Annotated in this window: 18 protein-coding genes and 1 pseudogene; 7 read left to right on the top strand and 12 right to left on the bottom strand. The window is 58.0% G+C overall.

Annotation, left to right across the window (positions count from 1 at the left end; translation table 11 throughout):
* Positions 1 to 70 precede the first annotated feature (70 nt).
* Positions 71 to 805: a thioesterase II family protein gene (locus BK658_RS24740; protein WP_123584591.1), complete on the bottom strand. Its 735-nt coding sequence runs from the start codon at positions 803 to 805 to the stop codon at positions 71 to 73.
* Positions 806 to 1,008: 203 nt separating this feature from the next.
* Entirely contained in the window at positions 1,009 to 2,181 is a 1,173-nt protein-coding gene (locus BK658_RS24735) for an MFS transporter (protein ID WP_123584590.1), read from the bottom strand.
* Between the two features lie 210 nt (positions 2,182 to 2,391).
* Between BK658_RS24735 and BK658_RS24730 the strand changes: the two genes are divergently transcribed.
* The gene (locus BK658_RS24730; RefSeq protein ID WP_123584589.1) at positions 2,392 to 4,215 is read left to right on the top strand and encodes a glycoside hydrolase family 15 protein; all 1,824 of its coding nucleotides are present in this window, start codon (positions 2,392 to 2,394) and stop codon (positions 4,213 to 4,215) included.
* Here the strand turns inward: BK658_RS24730 and BK658_RS30855 are convergent.
* On the bottom strand, positions 4,154 to 4,411 hold the full coding sequence (locus BK658_RS30855) for a hypothetical protein (RefSeq protein ID WP_404943198.1): 258 nt from the start codon (positions 4,409 to 4,411) through the stop codon (positions 4,154 to 4,156). The two genes, BK658_RS24730 and BK658_RS30855, sit on opposite strands and share 62 nt — an antisense overlap.
* Before the next feature lie 376 nt (positions 4,412 to 4,787).
* On the opposite strand from BK658_RS30855, the gene idi reads away from it, so the two are divergent.
* Positions 4,788 to 5,333 carry an isopentenyl-diphosphate Delta-isomerase gene (idi, locus tag BK658_RS24720; RefSeq protein WP_123584587.1) on the top strand — a complete coding sequence of 182 codons (546 nt, stop codon included), beginning with the start codon at positions 4,788 to 4,790 and terminating at the stop codon, positions 5,331 to 5,333.
* Between the two features lie 93 nt (positions 5,334 to 5,426).
* Here the strand turns inward: idi and BK658_RS30145 are convergent.
* Positions 5,427 to 5,561: pseudogene (locus BK658_RS30145) on the bottom strand (DUF6124 family protein); the annotation flags it as partial.
* Positions 5,562 to 5,795: 234 nt separating this feature from the next.
* Positions 5,796 to 6,167: a DUF6124 family protein gene (locus BK658_RS24715; protein ID WP_123584586.1), complete on the bottom strand. Its 372-nt coding sequence runs from the start codon at positions 6,165 to 6,167 to the stop codon at positions 5,796 to 5,798.
* Between the two features lie 533 nt (positions 6,168 to 6,700).
* Here BK658_RS24715 and BK658_RS24710 point away from each other — a divergent pair.
* Positions 6,701 to 7,108, top strand: coding sequence for a hypothetical protein (locus BK658_RS24710; protein WP_123584585.1), 408 nt, complete (start codon positions 6,701 to 6,703; stop codon positions 7,106 to 7,108).
* A gap of 1 nt (position 7,109) precedes the next feature.
* On the opposite strand, the gene BK658_RS24705 is transcribed toward BK658_RS24710, so the two are convergent.
* Entirely contained in the window at positions 7,110 to 8,096 is a 987-nt protein-coding gene (locus tag BK658_RS24705) for a GlxA family transcriptional regulator (protein WP_123584584.1), read from the bottom strand.
* A 109-nt stretch (positions 8,097 to 8,205) separates the two neighbouring features.
* Between BK658_RS24705 and inhA the strand changes: the two genes are divergently transcribed.
* Positions 8,206 to 8,904: an isonitrile hydratase gene (inhA, locus tag BK658_RS24700; protein WP_123584583.1), complete on the top strand. Its 699-nt coding sequence runs from the start codon at positions 8,206 to 8,208 to the stop codon at positions 8,902 to 8,904.
* A gap of 72 nt (positions 8,905 to 8,976) precedes the next feature.
* Here inhA and acpP read toward each other — a convergent pair whose 3' ends face one another.
* From acpP to BK658_RS24675, 5 genes are all read right to left on the bottom strand, one after another.
* On the bottom strand, positions 8,977 to 9,228 hold the full coding sequence (gene acpP / locus BK658_RS24695) for an acyl carrier protein (RefSeq protein WP_306108842.1): 252 nt from the start codon (positions 9,226 to 9,228) through the stop codon (positions 8,977 to 8,979).
* A 44-nt stretch (positions 9,229 to 9,272) separates the two neighbouring features.
* Complete coding sequence (gene darB, locus BK658_RS24690) at positions 9,273 to 10,424, bottom strand: beta-ketoacyl synthase DarB (RefSeq protein WP_123584581.1); 1,152 nt, start codon at positions 10,422 to 10,424, stop codon at positions 9,273 to 9,275.
* Entirely contained in the window at positions 10,417 to 11,373 is a 957-nt protein-coding gene (locus BK658_RS24685; RefSeq protein WP_123584580.1) for a dialkylrecorsinol condensing enzyme, read from the bottom strand. The genes darB and BK658_RS24685 overlap by 8 nt, the downstream gene beginning before the upstream one ends.
* Before the next feature lie 1,054 nt (positions 11,374 to 12,427).
* Positions 12,428 to 12,790 (bottom strand): ArsR/SmtB family transcription factor, encoded by a 363-nt coding sequence (locus BK658_RS24680; protein WP_259740132.1) that lies wholly within the window; start codon positions 12,788 to 12,790, stop codon positions 12,428 to 12,430.
* Positions 12,777 to 13,235: an SRPBCC family protein gene (locus BK658_RS24675; protein WP_123584579.1), complete on the bottom strand. Its 459-nt coding sequence runs from the start codon at positions 13,233 to 13,235 to the stop codon at positions 12,777 to 12,779. Before BK658_RS24675 ends, BK658_RS24680 begins: the two co-directional genes overlap by 14 nt.
* Positions 13,236 to 13,384: 149 nt before the next feature.
* Here BK658_RS24675 and BK658_RS24670 point away from each other — a divergent pair, with 149 nt between their 5' ends.
* The 3 genes from BK658_RS24670 to BK658_RS24665 all read left to right on the top strand — a co-directional run bounded on the left by BK658_RS24670 (position 13,385) and on the right by BK658_RS24665 (position 15,250).
* Positions 13,385 to 14,305 (top strand): ADP-ribosylglycohydrolase family protein, encoded by a 921-nt coding sequence (locus BK658_RS24670; RefSeq protein ID WP_259740131.1) that lies wholly within the window; start codon positions 13,385 to 13,387, stop codon positions 14,303 to 14,305.
* A 24-nt stretch (positions 14,306 to 14,329) separates the two neighbouring features.
* Positions 14,330 to 14,746: a GFA family protein gene (locus BK658_RS30420; RefSeq protein WP_259740130.1), complete on the top strand. Its 417-nt coding sequence runs from the start codon at positions 14,330 to 14,332 to the stop codon at positions 14,744 to 14,746.
* A 96-nt stretch (positions 14,747 to 14,842) separates the two neighbouring features.
* On the top strand, positions 14,843 to 15,250 hold the full coding sequence (locus BK658_RS24665; RefSeq protein WP_123584578.1) for a lysozyme inhibitor LprI family protein: 408 nt from the start codon (positions 14,843 to 14,845) through the stop codon (positions 15,248 to 15,250).
* 137 nt (positions 15,251 to 15,387) lie between these two features.
* Here the strand turns inward: BK658_RS24665 and peaD are convergent, their stop codons facing one another.
* The gene (peaD, locus tag BK658_RS24660) at positions 15,388 to 16,506 is read right to left on the bottom strand and encodes a quinohemoprotein amine dehydrogenase subunit beta (protein WP_123584577.1); all 1,119 of its coding nucleotides are present in this window, start codon (positions 16,504 to 16,506) and stop codon (positions 15,388 to 15,390) included.
* Between the last annotated feature and the right edge of the window lie 20 nt (positions 16,507 to 16,526).

The raw sequence follows: 16,526 nt of genomic DNA, 5'->3' as shown, positions 1-16,526 counted from the left end.
TCAGAGAGGGGGATAAAACGCAAAAGATCGCAGCCTGCGTGAGGTTGCGATCTTTGATAAAAAACGATGATTAACCGACGGCGACCATCGCATGGCGCCGATGATGTATCTCCAGATGGCTCTTGATCGCCCGCAGCACTTTGGCTTCATGTTCATGAATGAAGAAGTGCCCGCCGGCCAGCATGTCCACCGAAAAACTGCCCCGGGTTTCCTGGCTCCAGCCGATCAATTGCTCGGTGCTGGCCCGGTCGGCCTTGCCACCGAACACGTGCACCGGGCACTTGAGCGGTGGCCGCTCCAGAGGCTGAAAACGCCCGCACAGCAAAAAGTCCGCCCGCAGGATCGGCAGCATCAGGCTCATCAGCTCTTCGTTACCCAACACTTCTTCGCGGGTGCCACTGAGGGCGCGCAATTGCTCGATCAGTTGGGCGTCGGTCCTGGGCTCGGAAAAGCCCCGGTCATAGTCCGAGCGCATCGTCGGCGCAGCTGTTCCGGACGCGAACAGCGCCACCGGTTCCAGCGCGCCCAACGCCCGAAAGGCATGGGCCATTTCACACGCCAGCAAGGCCCCGAGGCTATGACCAAACAGCGCATAAGGAGCCTTCAAGGACGAGCGTTGTTCCCTGGCCAGTTGCAGCGCCAGTTCGCGCATGTCGGTCTGCAACGGCTCGGCAAAACGCGCACCCCGCCCCGGCAACTCCACCGGTTTGACCTGCAACCATTCCGGCAGCTTGCGCCGCCAGCGGCTGTAGACCATGGCGCTCGCTCCCGAATAGGGCAGGCACAGCAGTGTCAGTTGGGTCACCGCATTCCCCTCACTCAAGTTATCTGTAAGGGGAACGGATGACACACGGCGTAAATTAGTCGCCGTACATGTGGGAGCGTGGCTTGCCCGCGATGAACGATAACGCGCAATGCCTGAAAAATCGCGGTGTTCGCTTCGCGGGCAAGCCACGCTCCCACAGGTTCTGCGCCAGGTTGTGGATCTGAGTCAGCGGGCGCTAACGCTCACCTGAGTCGGCGATAACTCTGGATGGCCGAACCCAGCACCACCGTCCCCGCCGCAATCGACAGCCAGAACCCGCTGCGCGCGCCGAAGGCATCCACCAGCCAGCCGGAACCGGCTGCGCCGATCGCCACGCCGATGCTCAGGCCGGTGATCAGCCAGGTCAGGCCTTCCGTGAGTTTGGCCGGCGGCACGATGCGCTCCACCAACCCCATGGCGACAATCAACGTCGGTGCGAAAAACAGCCCGGCAACAAACACTGCCAACGACAACCCGAGAATGTTCCCCGCCAGCAGCAACGGCAGCGTGGTCAGCGCCGTCGCCACTCCGCCGTACAGAAACAAACGCGGCAACGGCACGTTGGGTTTCAACGCGCCGAACGCCAACCCGGCCAGGCACGAGCCGATGGCATACACCGACAGCACGATGCTCGCTGCTGCTGGCTGGCCCTGTTGCTGCGCGAAGGCCACGCTGACCACGTCCACCACCCCGACGATGGTGCCCATGGCGCCCATCAACAGCATCAACAGTCGTACATCCGCCGAACCAATGATCGAGCCCGGTTGATCGGCGTCATGCGGATGCACTGACGGCTCGGTGCTGCGCTGCAACACAAACGCGCTCACCCCGATCGCCAGCATCAGCAACGCCACCAACGGCCCAGCCTCGGGAAACACCACCACACACAGCCCCACCGAGAGTGGCGGTCCAACAATAAAACACACCTCATCCAGCACCGATTCCAGCGCATAGGCGGTTTGCAACTGCGGTTGACCACGATACAGCTCGGTCCAGCGCGCCCGGACCATCGCCGACATGTTCGGTATGCAACCGGCCAGCGCGGCGAACACAAACAGTGTCCAGTTCGGCGCTTGCAATCGTGTACACAGCAACAGCAGCAACAACGCGCAACCGCCGACCAAGGCCGAAACCGGCAGCACCCGGCCCTGACCAAAACGGTCGACCATGCGCGACACCTGCGGCGCGCAAAATGCCGTGGCCAAGGCAAAGGTCGCCGCCACTGACCCGGCCAACGCGTAACCGCCCTGCAACTGCGAGAGCATGGTGATCAGGCCGATGCCGGTCATCGAGATCGGCATGCGCGCGACCATTCCCGCCAGCACAAAGGCGCGGCTGCCAGGGGCGTTGAATAGCGCTTGATAGGGATTTGCCATCGGGTTCCATCCTCTGCTGAGGCGTGCAACTTGCCATAAAGCGTCCAGGTAGTAAAAAACCACAAATAAGCCCACCAAACATGAACTCAAGCCACCTTGCGCCAGTCACCTGATAAGCCCGCCCGTCGAAAGCTGGCTGATAGGCACATCTCATCGGCAGCACACTGTTCATCAATGGCGGCATATGCCTCTATCCGGAGTGACACAGCAATGGCTGATCATTACAACGAGCGACAAAGCGCTATCGACGCCCACGGCATCATCGGGGACATGCGCAGCGCAGCGTTGGTCAACGACAAGGGCAGCGTGGACTTTTTCTGCTGGCCGGAATTCGACAGCCCGTCGATCTTCTGCTCATTACTGGACACCCCGGATGCGGGAATTTTCCAACTGGCACCCGACCTGCCCGATGCCCGACGCGAGCAAATCTACCTGCCCGACACCAACGTGCTGCAAACCCGCTGGCTGAGTGAACAGGCCGTGGTGGAAATCACCGACCTGCTACCCGTCGGCGACAGCGACGATGACCTGTCCATGCTAATCCGGCGCGTGCGGCTGGTCAGTGGCCACGCCACCTTCCATCTGCATTGCGCGGTGCGCCATGACTACGCCCGAGCACAAACCACGGCGCGGGCCGACGGCGCAGACATCTGCTTCGAAGCCGCTCACCAGCCAGGTTTACGCCTGCGCGCCAATCAGCCGATGCAGATTGCACAAGACGCCGCCGTCGCCACGTTCAGCCTCAAACAGGGACAGAGCGCCGAATTCCTCCTCGGCGCCCTCGACGACCCACGCTTCAAGGACGAAAACAGCGACCTGTGCCTGCAACGCACGCTGAAGTTCTGGCGCGACTGGATCGGGCAATCCAATTACCGCGGACGCTGGCGCGAAATGGTCAACCGCTCGGCACTGGCGCTGAAACTGCTGACCTCGCGCAAACACGGCGCGATCCTCGCCGCCGCGACTTTCGGCCTGCCGGAAATACCCGGCGGCGCGCGCAACTGGGACTATCGCTATACCTGGATCCGCGATGCCTCCTTCACCGTCTACGCCTTCATGCGCCTGGGCTTTGTCGATGAAGCCAACGCCTACATGCGCTGGTTGCACGGCCGGATGAGCGACTGCCAGGGCAATGCGATGAAGCTCAACGTCCTGTATGCCATCGATGGTCGTCAGGAGCTGCCGGAAATCGAACTCGCGCACTTGTCCGGTCACGGCAACGCCAAACCGGTACGTATTGGCAATCAGGCCTACGAGCAGGCTCAGCTGGATATTTTCGGCGAGTTGATGGACGCGGTGTACCTGGTCAACAAGTACGGTGAGGCTATTTCCCATGAGAGTTGGCAACATGCCATCAAGGTGGTCGATCAGGTGTGCGATAGCTGGCAGCAAGAGGATGTCGGCATCTGGGAAATGCGTGGCGAGCAGCATCACTTCCTGCATTCACGGCTGATGTGCTGGGTGGCGCTGGACCGGGCCATCCGTCTCGCTTCGAAACGCTCGCTGCCCGCCCCGTTCGCCCGCTGGGATCAAACCCGCCAAGCGATCTACGCCGACATCTGGAACAACTTCTGGAGCGACGAACACGGGCATTTCGTCCAGCACATCGGCGGCACCGCACTCGACGGATCGATGCTGCTGATGCCGCTGGTGCGCTTCGTCAGCGCCAAGGACCCGCGCTGGCTGTCGACCCTGCAAGCGATCCAGAAAACCCTGGTGCGCGACGGCATGGTGTACCGCTACCACAACGACAGCCAGATCGATGGCCTCGCCGGCATCGAGGGCGCTTTCGCCGCCTGCTCGTTCTGGTACGTCGAATGCCTGGCCCGCGCCGGTATGGTCGAAAAAGCCCATCTGGAGTTCGAACAACTGCTGCGCTACGCCAACCCGCTGGGACTCTACGCCGAAGAGTTCGACAGCCACGCCAGACACCTGGGCAACACGCCACAAGCACTGACCCATCTGGCACTGATCAGCGCAGCGAGTTTTCTCGAGCGGAAGTTGAGTGGGGAAAAGAGTTACTGGCAACCGTAAGGTGCTGGAGCGCTTGATACGGCTCACTGACAATGACTAACTTCGGCTCGAACCTCAAGCACTGCGCAAACAGTCTTTCCATGTTGCGATGTGCACTAAGCGCAAACACAACGAATATTTCAGGATTACACGCAACCACCTCTAACGCACTGTCCAACCTGGAATCGGCTGAGTCGATAATCAATAGACGCCGCATCATAAACTTTTCATCCCAGTCCCAGCCGACCAACTAAATCAACAGACTCCACCCTATAAGCGCCCTGATCAACATTGCGTTAATCAACCGACAGAGCGCCGCCAAACACTGGGGCTTGAGACTGGGACATGAGCAAAGCAATTCATCCCAATCCGTAATCGGCCCACAAAACAACAGACCTAAAGGCTCTTTTAAAAAAACCATAAAAAACAAATATAAAAATACAACCACCCACAACGCCAGCTAAAAACACCAAAATACTTGTACATACTAAAAAACAAACTAAATTCCTAATCAACACACAAACACGACCAACGCCTAAAAGTAGAAAAACCCACAACAACGCCCAGTAGCGAAGACAAAATGGAATTTTCCCATGGAAGAAATCTTGATACTTGTCGATCCAGATGATCGTGAAATCGGCTCTGCACCGAAGTTGCAGGTCCATCAACAGGGGCTTTTACACCGAGCCTTCTCGATCTTCATTTTCGATGGCAACGGCCGTGTGCTGTTGCAACAACGCGCCTTGGGCAAATATCACTCTCAAGGTCTTTGGACCAACGCCTGCTGCGGACATCCGCGCCAGGGTGAACGGACCCGCGCCGCAGCCAAACGCCGACTTCGCGAAGAAATGGGGCTCACCTGCAAACTGACGCCGGTCTCCACCCTGCTCTACCACGAACGTGTGTCGAACCAGCTCATCGAGCATGAATACGACCACGTGTTCGCCGGCATCTGCCGAACGGCACCGATTGCCAATCCCGAAGAAGCCCTCAGCTGGCAATGGCAGAAGCTCTCCGAGATTCCGGGACAGATCGCGGCAGCCCCTGAAACCTTCAGCGTCTGGTTTCGCCGGATCTTCGAGCAAGTCGGGACGGCCGGGGTACGCAGGTGGAAAGAACTCGCGCACAGCCACCGCTGAGCAGTGTCGCTCCGTCCATACCTTCACGAGAAAAGATCGCAGCCTGCGATCTTTTGGGGCGCACAACGCAACCCCCTCGCTACAGGCGGCCCGCTAAGCGTCCGAATCGTATGGATCGAAATTATCCAGCGCCCGGTTCACCAATAACTCGCCCAGCACCACCATCTGCTGAATCGCCAACGCCACATGACGCCGTGAACCTTCCAGTTCGAAGGCCAGATCGCTGGCCGAACGGAAATTGAGTGGGGAAAAGAGTTACTGGCAGCCGTAAGGTGCTGGTGAGAGATCTGACGCGGACTATCTGGCAGCAGACAGTCCCTTGTGGCGAGGGGGCTTGCCCCCGTTCGGCTGCGCAGCAGTCGCAGACCCGGTAAGCGCGGTGTGCCTGATACAACACGATTGCAGGTTTTTGGGCTACTTCGTAGCCCAACGGGGGCAAGCCCCCTCGCCACAGCTTGTGCTCTACGCGTCGGAGTCGTACGGATCGAAATTATCCAGTGCCCGGTTCACCAGCAACTCGCCCAGCACCACCATCTGCTGAATCGCCAACGCCACATGACGCCGCGAACCTTCCAGTTCGAAGGCCAGATCGCTGGCCAACACGTTCACCGATGCCAGGGTTTCGCTGGCGTGGGCCAGCAGGGTTTCGTTATCGACATCGGGAATGACCACAAACATTTTGCCCGGCCGGGTATCGAGTTTCGTTGGCTGGGTGAACGGCGGTAAGTGGTAATCCAGCGCACGCTCGGCGGCTTCATGCAGCTTGCTGGAATCGAGAGAATCGTAAGGGGAAACCCTGGGGTTTTCGGGGGGATTGGGGGTGATCTTGACCATGGGTAAAACTCCTGACGTTCATGAAGCTCACCAGCATCGTGACCAAACGATGGGTGGTGGGCGGTACGCAGGTTGGTCAACCGGGAAGTCAGGCACCCGGCGCACTCGAAAGTGCCCCGCGCACAGCCCACCGCGAAGCATAACGACAAGTGCAGAAAAAAGCGCCGACATGCTTACGTTGGCGCTCATGCGCCTGACATTGAACAGGTGACCAAACCCGGCCGCTGAATTGGCAGCGACCCGCAAACACTAGTCCCGCGCTCTTCCTAGCCGCAACCTTAAAACCCCGTCAGATATTTCCCCGGTCAACACCGCTTCTGTAGGAGCAAGGCTTGCCCGCGATGAACGAAGACACGGTCCACCTGACGAAACGCGTTTAATGATGATTAGCCCCGCCCCCTACAAACACTAAACAACTCACCTCGCCGCACTCTGAAATATGCGGTTGCAAGCCAGCCATCCGCCTCATAACATCGCCCCCTCAACGGGTACAGCGGAGCTGTTCAACAAAAACCCGCATTCAAGGAACCAGAATGAGCCATCGCATCCACTGCAGCATCAAAGCACCTCCCCGCTCGGGCCTGACCCGGGATCAACTGTGGGAAGCCGACGACAAAGGCCTGATCAAATGTTGGGAAGTCGGCCGCGAACGCGCCGCTAAATTCCCCGATCTCTCAAAACGCTGCCTGGCCGGCGAACTCCCGGTACTCGGCTGGAAAGGTGGCGTCAGCCGCAGCCTGAAGAAGCGCGATAAATTCGGCTCCCTCAAATACCTCGCCCAATGGCAAGGCCTGCGCGGTGAAGACCTGGACATCGACCTGACTCAGGAACGATCGATAACCTGCTCCCGCACCAAAATGCTCGTGACCTTCACCCCTGATCGCTCGAAATACTTTAACCAGCCGTCGGAAATCGAAACCCAGGAGCTGGGGGTCGGCTGACTCAACCCTCCTCAGCAACGCTCTCCCGCGAAAACCGCTCGCGGTACGCCTGCGGGGTCACGCCCATGGCCCGCAGGAAACTGCGGCGCAGGGTTTCTTCGCTGCCGAATCCGCATTGCACGGCGATTCGTTTGATCGGCACTCCGGTGTCACTCAGCAATCGTCGTGCGGTTTCGACACGGATCAGTTCGATGGCCCGCGCCGGGGTCTGGCCGGTGTCGGCGCGATAGTGTCGGATAAAACTGCGTTCGCTCATACCCGCTTGCAGCGCCAGCGCCGGGATGCCGAGGTCCAGGCTGAGGTTTTCGGCGATCCAGGCGTGCAACTCATCAAAGCGATTGCCGTGCTGTTGCAGGTCCAGGGTCACGCTGAACTGCGACTGGCCGCCCGGCCGTTTGAGAAACACCACCAGTTGCCGGGCGACTTCCAGAGCTATCCCGCGACCGAGATCTGCTTCCACCAGCGCCAACGCCAGGTCGATGCCGGCCGTAACCCCGGCCGAGGTCCAGACCGGGCCGTCGTTGATAAAGATCGGGTTGAGCTCGACCCGCAGTTGCGGGTGTTTTTGCGCCAGCTGATCGCAGCGGGACCAGTGGGTGACCACGCGACGACCGTCGAGCCAGCCGCTGGCGGCCAGTAAAAACGCCCCAGTACACACCGACGCCACACGCCGGGAAACCGCAGCCTGTTGACGCACCCAGTCCACCATCACAGCGTCTTCGGCCGCAGCGTAAACCCCCCAGCCGCCCGCAATGATCAGCGTATCGGAAGGTTCGCTCGGCAACGGTTCGGCCAGCAGCGCCAAGCCGGCCGAGGACATCACCGCCCCGCCACCATCGGCAATAACCATCGGCGCATAGGGTGGCGGTAATCCTCGCTGCGCGGCACTGTCATTGGCCGAGGCAAACACCTGCAATGGCCCGGTGACGTCGAGCAATTGCACATTGGCGAAGGCCAGCACATGAACGGTTTTCGGTGAGTTCGGCATGATTGGCTTAATTCGAGGGTTTATTGGCGTATACGCCAAATCCTACGAGCCTACAGTCAAACCGTCCACCCAATAAGGGTGTGAACACGCAGACCAAGGAGATAGCGTCATGACGTTGCAGATCGGTTTTCTGTTGTTCCCACAGGTGCAGCAACTTGACCTGACCGGACCTTACGATGTGCTGGCCTCGTTGCCGGACGTGAAGGTGCATTTGATCTGGAAGGACCTGGTCCCCGTGGCGGCAAGCACCGGTCTGGTTCTAAAGCCGACCATCACCTTCGATGACTGCCCCGACCTGGATGTGATTTGCATCCCCGGAGGCAGCGGCGTCGGGCCGTTGATGGAAGATCCACAGACCCTGGCGTTTATTCGCAAACACGCCGCCCAGGCACGCTACGTGACCTCGGTGTGCACCGGCGCATTGGTGCTCGGTGCGGCGGGATTGCTCAAGGGAAAACGGGCGACGACCCACTGGGCCTATCATGAATTGCTGAGCCTATTGGGCGCCATCCCGGTTCGGGATCGGGTGGTACGCGACGGCAATCTGCTGACCGGTGGGGGGATCACGGCGGGGATCGATTTTGCCCTGACCCTGGCCGCTGAGTTGTATGACAAAGACACTGCGCAATTGGTGCAGTTGCAACTCGAATACGCGCCCGCACCGCCCTTCAACTCGGGCAGCCCCGATACCGCGCCGCGTGAGGTTCTGGAAGAAGCCAATCGCCGCTCCGCGCCATCGCTGAAGCTTCGTACCGAGATAACCCAGCGTGCGGCAGCGCGTCTGGATCGGGTTTGTATTACGGCCTGAATTGAAGGAAGAGGTGAACCGACGTCGCTTATCTGGCCAGCCAACCAGACGTCGGTCACCTCTTCTTGCCACTTAGGCCATGGCGGCGCTTTCACACGCCTGGCGGATGTAATCGATGCTCAGCTGAACGCTTTGCAACCCATCGGCCTGGTCATCCGGGATCGTGATATCAAACTCGGCTTCAAGCGCCAGTACCAGTTCGACCCTCGCCAGCGAGTCTGCTTCCAGGTCTTCGCCAAAAGTGCTCGTGTTCTGAACGCGCGCTTCGTCAACGCCCAATTCCCTGGCCACTACTTTTTTTACCCGTTGTTCGATCGTATCCATATCCATTCCCTGGTGTGTTGCATCAATTGATCCGTAGGTTTCGTTTACATCACTGTCAGGTGCATGAAACCACCTGAGAACCGCCCGCTTTCCGGGACGAAGCACAGAATTTTCTGACCTTTGCTCAGGCGCCCGGACTCGATCAGCTCATGGATCATGATGTAGATCGAGGCTGCCCCGGTGTTGCCTCGCTCTGCCAGATTGGTGAACCAACGCTCCTGAGGAATCGCCAGCTCGTTGTCTTCCAGGCATTGCGCTATTGGTTTACGGAAGTATTCCGAAGACATGTGCGGCAAGAACCAGTCAATGGCCTCCGGGGAGAGGTTGCGCTTGGCCATGACTTGGCGCAGCGGCTTGCCAAGGGTGTAATTCACCACGTTTTCATTCAACAGGCGCACGTCCTGCTTGATCGCGAACGTCGAGCGCTCGCCCCATTGCGCCGGGCTCAGCTGTTTCCAGCCTGTCAGCTCATCACCGTCGGTCTTTTCCGCACCGGCGTACATGCAGGTCGGGAGCTGATCGGCGTAGGAGAAGATGTCGACCCAGTCGATTCGCAGCGACGTGCCGCTGGCCCGTGGTTTGTTTTCGATGAGGAATGCACCGGCACCGTCTGACAGCATCCAGCGCAGGAAGTCTTTCTCGAACGCGATCTCTGGCCGAGCCGCCAACTGGGCGACCAACGCTTCATTTTCACTGTCGAAATTGCGCGCATGCAATACCGGTGAAAGAACCTCGGAAGCGGTTGCAACCGCATTCTGAGTGGAGCCCGAGAGTACCGACAGGTACGCGTATTTCAAGGCAGTCAGACCTGCCAGGCAGATACCCGCTGTGGACACCACTTCACAAGGTTTATTACCCAATACGCCGTGCACCATGACGCCATGGTTGGGCATGAGTTGGTCGGGTAAAGTGGTGCCGGTAGACAAGCATTCGATGTTATCCAGCGCAAAGTCATCACCCACCAAGCCTTTGACCGCCAAGGCGGTGATGTCGGCATTGGTGAACTTTGCAATACCGGTTTCCCGGTCAAGTACATAGTAACGCTGTTTAATACCGTTATTGCGCAGTACCACTTGCCGCGACCGGGAAGGACGCCCACCCACATAACCGAGAATGCTTTCCATAGTATCGTTATCCACCGCCTCACCCGGCATGAACGTGGATGTCTTAGTGATATAGGCAAACGAATCATTCATAGTGCTTTACTCTTTCAGTTTCAAGGTTTAGTTGCGAGCCGGACGGCTGTTCATAATAGTGCTTCAATTGATCCAGACGCGCCCGGATAAAGGGACTCAGCAAACGACGTAACACCAGTGATATCGGTAAAACAGTCATGATGACGAGCATCAAGTAGACAATGAACACCCCCAACAACAACGTTCTTAGCCAACGCCCGTATTGACCGTACCGGCAGATAAGTCCAGACCAGAACCTGAACCCCCGATGAGCCGCGCGCTCGCTGAGAATCAGTCCAGGATTGACAACAGCAGCCCCCAAGCCTTTGAGCATGGGCGCATCCTGTATTTCCTGATCGTTATAAAGTGCATTGCGTAGTGCCACGCCAAAGCGCGAAGCCCCTTGAATATCGGCATCACTGACCCCGGCCCTGGGCAACCCGAAAAAGGACTCGCGCCGCCCGGTAAACATCCAGCGCGGGGTGGTGATCAGCGTGGCGAACGTATTGGCGCGGTCCGTAAACACCACGTTGTCGCGCAGGTGTGCACCCGCTTCCTGCAGCAGGCCCTTGACCGCTTCCTGGGCCATCAACCACATGTTCCGGCAGGCAATGACCGTGACCACCGGGCGACCCGCCAGCACTCGCTTGCCCTCGGCACTTTTCAAAAACGCCGTTATCAGTGGCGACGGCGACAGATACCACACCTGGTAAGCCAGAATGACCAGGTCGAAAGGCTGTTCATAATCAAGACCCAAGGGGTCTATAACAGGGGGTTCAAGTTGAACGGTTTCGGGAAATACATCGAAGAAGCGAGTGACCGGCCAGGGAAAAGGATAAGCCGTGGCCGGTTTTAATATAACTTCCCGAAGACTGACTTCATGATCATCACGCAGCGGCGCAATAAGACTTTCAATCACTGAAGTCAACTGCCCGCTTTGCGAATAACGCACTACCAACACTCTTTTCATAAGTCCACTGACCTTCCTGATCCAAACCCTGAGCGCATCGAAAGTACCGCCACCTTTTTTCAAGTAATGTGACAGTTATGTTTTTTTATAAACAGCCAACTAAAAACCTGAAGACAGGCACACCGCATTCCATTACTGCCAGATCGAGCCTGTCATGAACGTAAAACTGAAATACCCACACGAGAAATAACGCACTGGCCGTGCACTTTATTAGTTGACTTTAATAACCCGGTACACGCCCACTCGAAATCGCGAATTCTTCCGGCCCTTTGCGGGCACGGAATAAATAAGGAGTGGTGTTAGAGTCGGAGTTGTCCCCGTCTTGTGATGACAGACTCTACCCGGATCAGAAGCGATGTAAACCTACCAGATTTGGTAGGTTCACACCTGTATTCGCGGCTGGCGATTCATGTTTTCATTGCCGGTTTTTTCGGGATTTACGCGTCCAGATCAATGATCTCGGACCGCGCGCGACATCCTCGCCTGCGCTCATCAACTGGATTTGAATCGCTGCCGCAAAGCGCCGGGTATGGTGCTCCGGGACGGACGTTTACAACGCCCATAAAAAAACCCGCCGAAGCGGGTTTTCCAAGACCATGACGACATCCTGTCGCTGCATTCCTTGCAAATGGTCGATCATCCATGACCCTGAGCGCGTCCTGCGCTGCAGTTGATGGAGTCAGATTAGGCCTGAAACCAAAAGCGCAAAAGACGACATACCATCGACCGTGCGTAAGCCATTGGCTATGCGTCAGGTCAAGCCCCCAAACGGCCATTTCCTGCAGGCAAAAAAAAACCCGCCGAAGCGGGTTTCCAAGACCATGACGACATCCTGTCGCTGCGATCCTTGCAAATGGTCGATCATCCATGATCCTGAGCGCGTCCTGCGCTTCAGTTGATGGGTGTAGATTACGCTTCGGATCCAATCTGAAACAGGAGACATAGCTACTACTTCGTGTAAGACATTCGCCATTGCAGCACTTCCGAAAACCCTTAGACACCTCAGGTCTCAAGTACCTGAGTTGCGCGTTTCGCGTCAGATACGGCTCGCAATTCATTGTTCGACAAAGGCTTTCAGATTCACCAACGCGTGGTCCCACTGCCGGCTGATCACTTCCAGCGAGCGGCGGGCCTCGTCCAGTTGCGTCGGCTCGAATACCCATCGGCGTTCACGCCCCCGTTTGGTGTCACGCACCAGGCCGGCGTCAGCCAGCACCTGCAAGTGTTTGGTCACGGCCTGGCGGCTGATGTCGGTGCCAGCGGTCAGTTGCGCGATCGACATCGCCCCGCCGCCGCACAACACATCAATCAACCGCAGCCGGGTTTCATCGCCGAGTGCGGCGAAGGTCAGCGCCGAGCGGCCCAGCGCAGTGGCGGTCGACGGCGTATCCAGCGTTGAAGCGTCAGGGGGTGGCAAGGTACGTCTCGATGTTGGTCATTTGATCATCCCAACCGCGACTGTTCATGCGGAAAGCTTTCAGACGGCGTTCTGCCGGAATGTTATCGAAACCGGACTCGACAACCTTCAGCAAAGTACCGCCCTCCATGTCCTCGAGCTCGAACAGCACCAGAGTGGTGGGCTCCGACGAATAGTCCACGGCCGGGTCCACCGGATACGGATGCCAGCGAAACGCAAACACCCGCTCGGGCTCGACCCGCGCCACCTGCACGTCCCAGACCAGATGTTCATAGCCCGGATAAGTGATTTGTCCCCGGGTTCGCTCACCGGCAACAAAGCGTTTGCCCTCGAGCGCGACACCAAACCACTTGCCGAAGGATTCGGCATTGGCCAGGGCGCGCCAGACGGTGGAGCGTGGAGCCTTGAGCAGGATCTTTCTTTCGATGCGATCTGATGAGTGCATAGGTCACCTCCTTTGATGAACACTAGGCCCGGATGGTTGAATGTGCAACTTTCTGGTTGCATAAAACATGATGACAGGCTTTACCTTCCTGCCATGACGCCCGGAAATGCTAACGTCGGCAGAGAATTGGCTTAAAACAAGGATGCTTCATGTTCCCTACCCTCTCGGAGCGTTATCGCGGCACCCTGCTGGGGCTGGCTTGCGGCGACGCTGTCGGTACAAGCGTAGAGTTCAAACCACGCGGGTCGTTCCCGGTGCTCACCGATATGGTGGGTGGCGGCCCCTTCAATCTGAAACCGGGCCAGTGGACCGATGACACATCGATGGCTCTGTGCCTGGCCGAAAGCCTGCTCACAAAAAACGGTTTTGATGCCACCGACCAGATGGGGCGTTATCTCAATTGGTGGCAATGGGGTTACCTGAGTTCGACTGGAGACTGCTTTGATATCGGCATGACCGTACGCGAAGCCCTGACTCATTATCAGGAAACCGGTAATCCATTTGCCGGATCGACTGATCCGTTCACCGCAGGTAACGGTTCGCTGATGCGATTGGCGCCAGTGGTGCTTTTCTATTTCCCTGACATCAATCAGATCAACGTGTTTTCCAGCAGTAGCTCCAGAACCACTCACGCGGCCCCAGAAGCCATCGAATGCTGTCAGTTGTTCGCCGAATTGATTTGCAGAGCATTGCAGGGCGCGTCGAAATCGGACTTGCGGCACCTGGGCCACGCACACTTTTCAGAACCAAAAGTCGCCGCGATTGCCGGTGGCAACTATCTCGCCAAACCAAAATCAGAGATCGTTGGTACAGGTTACTGCGTTGCCTCGCTAGAGGCGGCGCTGTGGTGTTTTCATCACACCGACAGCTTCGAAGACGCCATTCTGCAAGCCGCCAACCTGGGTGAAGATGCTGACACTACCGCCGCTATTGTCGGGCAGTTGGCCGGAGCATTTTATGGTGTTCAAGGAATCCCCAGGAACTGGCTTGCGAAGCTGCATATGTGCGATGAAATCAGGGGGATAGCTGACGCATTGCTGCAGGCATCACTCACCCGACTTAATGACTGAACAGACGGACACAAGGAGTATCCCATGCCAACTCTCCACGGCAGTTGCCTGTGCAAGGCCATCGCCTATGAACTCGACAGCCTCGACATGCCGATCAGCCACTGCCATTGCCACACCTGTCGCAAGGCGCATGCGGCAGCGTTCGCATCAACGGCCGGGGTCATGCGGGAGCATTTCCGTTGGGTCAAAGGTTTGGATAAGTTGTCATCCTTCGAGTCCTCGCCCGGCAAGCTGCGGCACTTCTGCTCGCAGTGCGGCTCGCACCTGGTGGCCGAGCGCTTGGCTCAGCCGCATGTGATTGTGCGGGTGGGGACGCTCGATGATGATCCGGGAATGACGCCACAGGCGCACATTTGGACATCTCACGATGTGCCATGGCTGGGTTATGAAGGGCTTGCCGAGTGTGACGAGTGGCAACCGCCGTCAGACCTGAACGACTGATGTCGATGGCTGCGGCCACCAGCCAAGGTTGCACAAGCGTGGCGACTGCACTTCAATCAGCCTATTCAACTCCTCGAAGACCCACGCGAGCTTTCCATGCCTCCACGCTTTTTACTGGCACTTGTACCGCTGCTGATGGCGCCCTTCGCCCACGCCCACGCCGACGACTGCGCCAACGCCGCCGACCAACGCACGATGAACGAGTGTGCCGCCAAGGAATACAAGAAAGCCGATACCCAGCTCAACGCCCTCTACAAGCAGATCAATGACCGCTTGAAGGACAACGTCGAGAGCAAAAAACGGCTGGTCGGTGCACAGCGCGCCTGGGTAGCGTTCCGCGATGCCGAGTGCGAGTTCTCGGCGTCCGGGGTGGCGGGCGGTAGTGCCTACTCGATGATCTACAGCAGCTGCATGGCCGGGTTGACGCTAAAACGTGTCGAGGCGTTCAAGACTTACCTCGAGTGCCAGGAAGGTGACCTGAGTTGCCCGGTTCCCGGGGCTTGATACTCGATAGTCTGTAAGGGCCTCTTCGCGAGCAAGCCCGCTCCCACATGGGATTTCGGTCGTACACACACTTTGTGTGCATCCGTTCCAGTGTGGGAGCGAGCCTGCTCGCGATGGCGTCCGCGCGGGCACCGCGATTACCGGACAAACACCTGCGCCGTGGTGATCGCCATGTCGCCGCCCGGCATTTTGATGCTGCCGATCTGTTTCAGGCTGTCGGCATCAAAGATCGCCACGTCATTGAAGGTCCCGGCCAGGTAGATCTTGCTGCCGTCCTTGTTGAAGGAAATGCAGTAGTAGGAGTGATCCAGGTTTGTCGCCTGAAGCAGCTTCTTCTGTTTGATGTCGTACTTGGCCAGACGATTGAGCACGCCGAACATCAGGTTCGGGTCTTTCGGCGAGCGCATGCCACTGAAGTAGATCTCGGTCAGCGGGCCGAAATCGGTGGTTTCGGTCTTGCCGGTTTTCAGGTCGATACTGAACAGGCCATAGAGGTTTTCGGCAGTGGCCGGGTCCTGTTTTTCGTCCTTGAATTTAGCGGTGGTGTAAAGCAGCGAGAAGTCATGCCGATACGTCTGCTGGTTCCACACGTAGAGCACGTCCGGCGCGCTGTAGTTCGGACGTTTCCAGTGGCGGCTGGGGATCAGCACATCGAACTTGCCGGTTTTCACGTTGACCTTGTAGATGTCCGCCCCCGCCACATACAGCGTGCCGTCATCACCGCTTTGCATGATGGTCAGCTGGCGCGGTGCCGGGAAGCTGCGAACCGGTTTGGCGCTCATGCCGGCATCGGTGGCGTAGACATCCAGCCGTGGCGGCTGCACTTCATAGTGGTCATTGAGCATCAAGGTCGGGTTAGCGACGGCGTACAGTTCCTTGCCGTCGTGACTGAGGGTGAACGCGAACATCGAACGCGCTTTCTCCCCCGGTTGCTGGGTGATACTGGCGTGGAACACCTGTTTGCAGCTGTCGAGTTCGACACCGTAGATATCCGCGTAGTGGTTGTTCAGCACGTAGGCGGTCTTGCGGTCCGGCGATAACTGAATGGTGCCGGGGCCAAAGGCGCCCGGCAGTTTGCAGGTCTTGTACAGGCTGTCGGTTTTAAGGTCGATGACGTTCAGGTTGTTCGGGTAATTGGTGGTCAACATGTACTCGTGACCACTTTGAAGCACAGTGTTTTCATCGGCCAGAACACTGAGTGAACAAACACTCAGGAGGGCGGAAGCGGCCAGGCCGCAGGCATTGATGTGTCGCATGCTGGAATCCTTCTTCTGTT

The organism is Pseudomonas brassicacearum, from assembly GCF_003732175.1.
GTDB lineage: Bacteria > Pseudomonadota > Gammaproteobacteria > Pseudomonadales > Pseudomonadaceae > Aquipseudomonas > Aquipseudomonas brassicacearum_G.
This window is presented reverse-complemented; position numbering and strand designations above follow the sequence as displayed.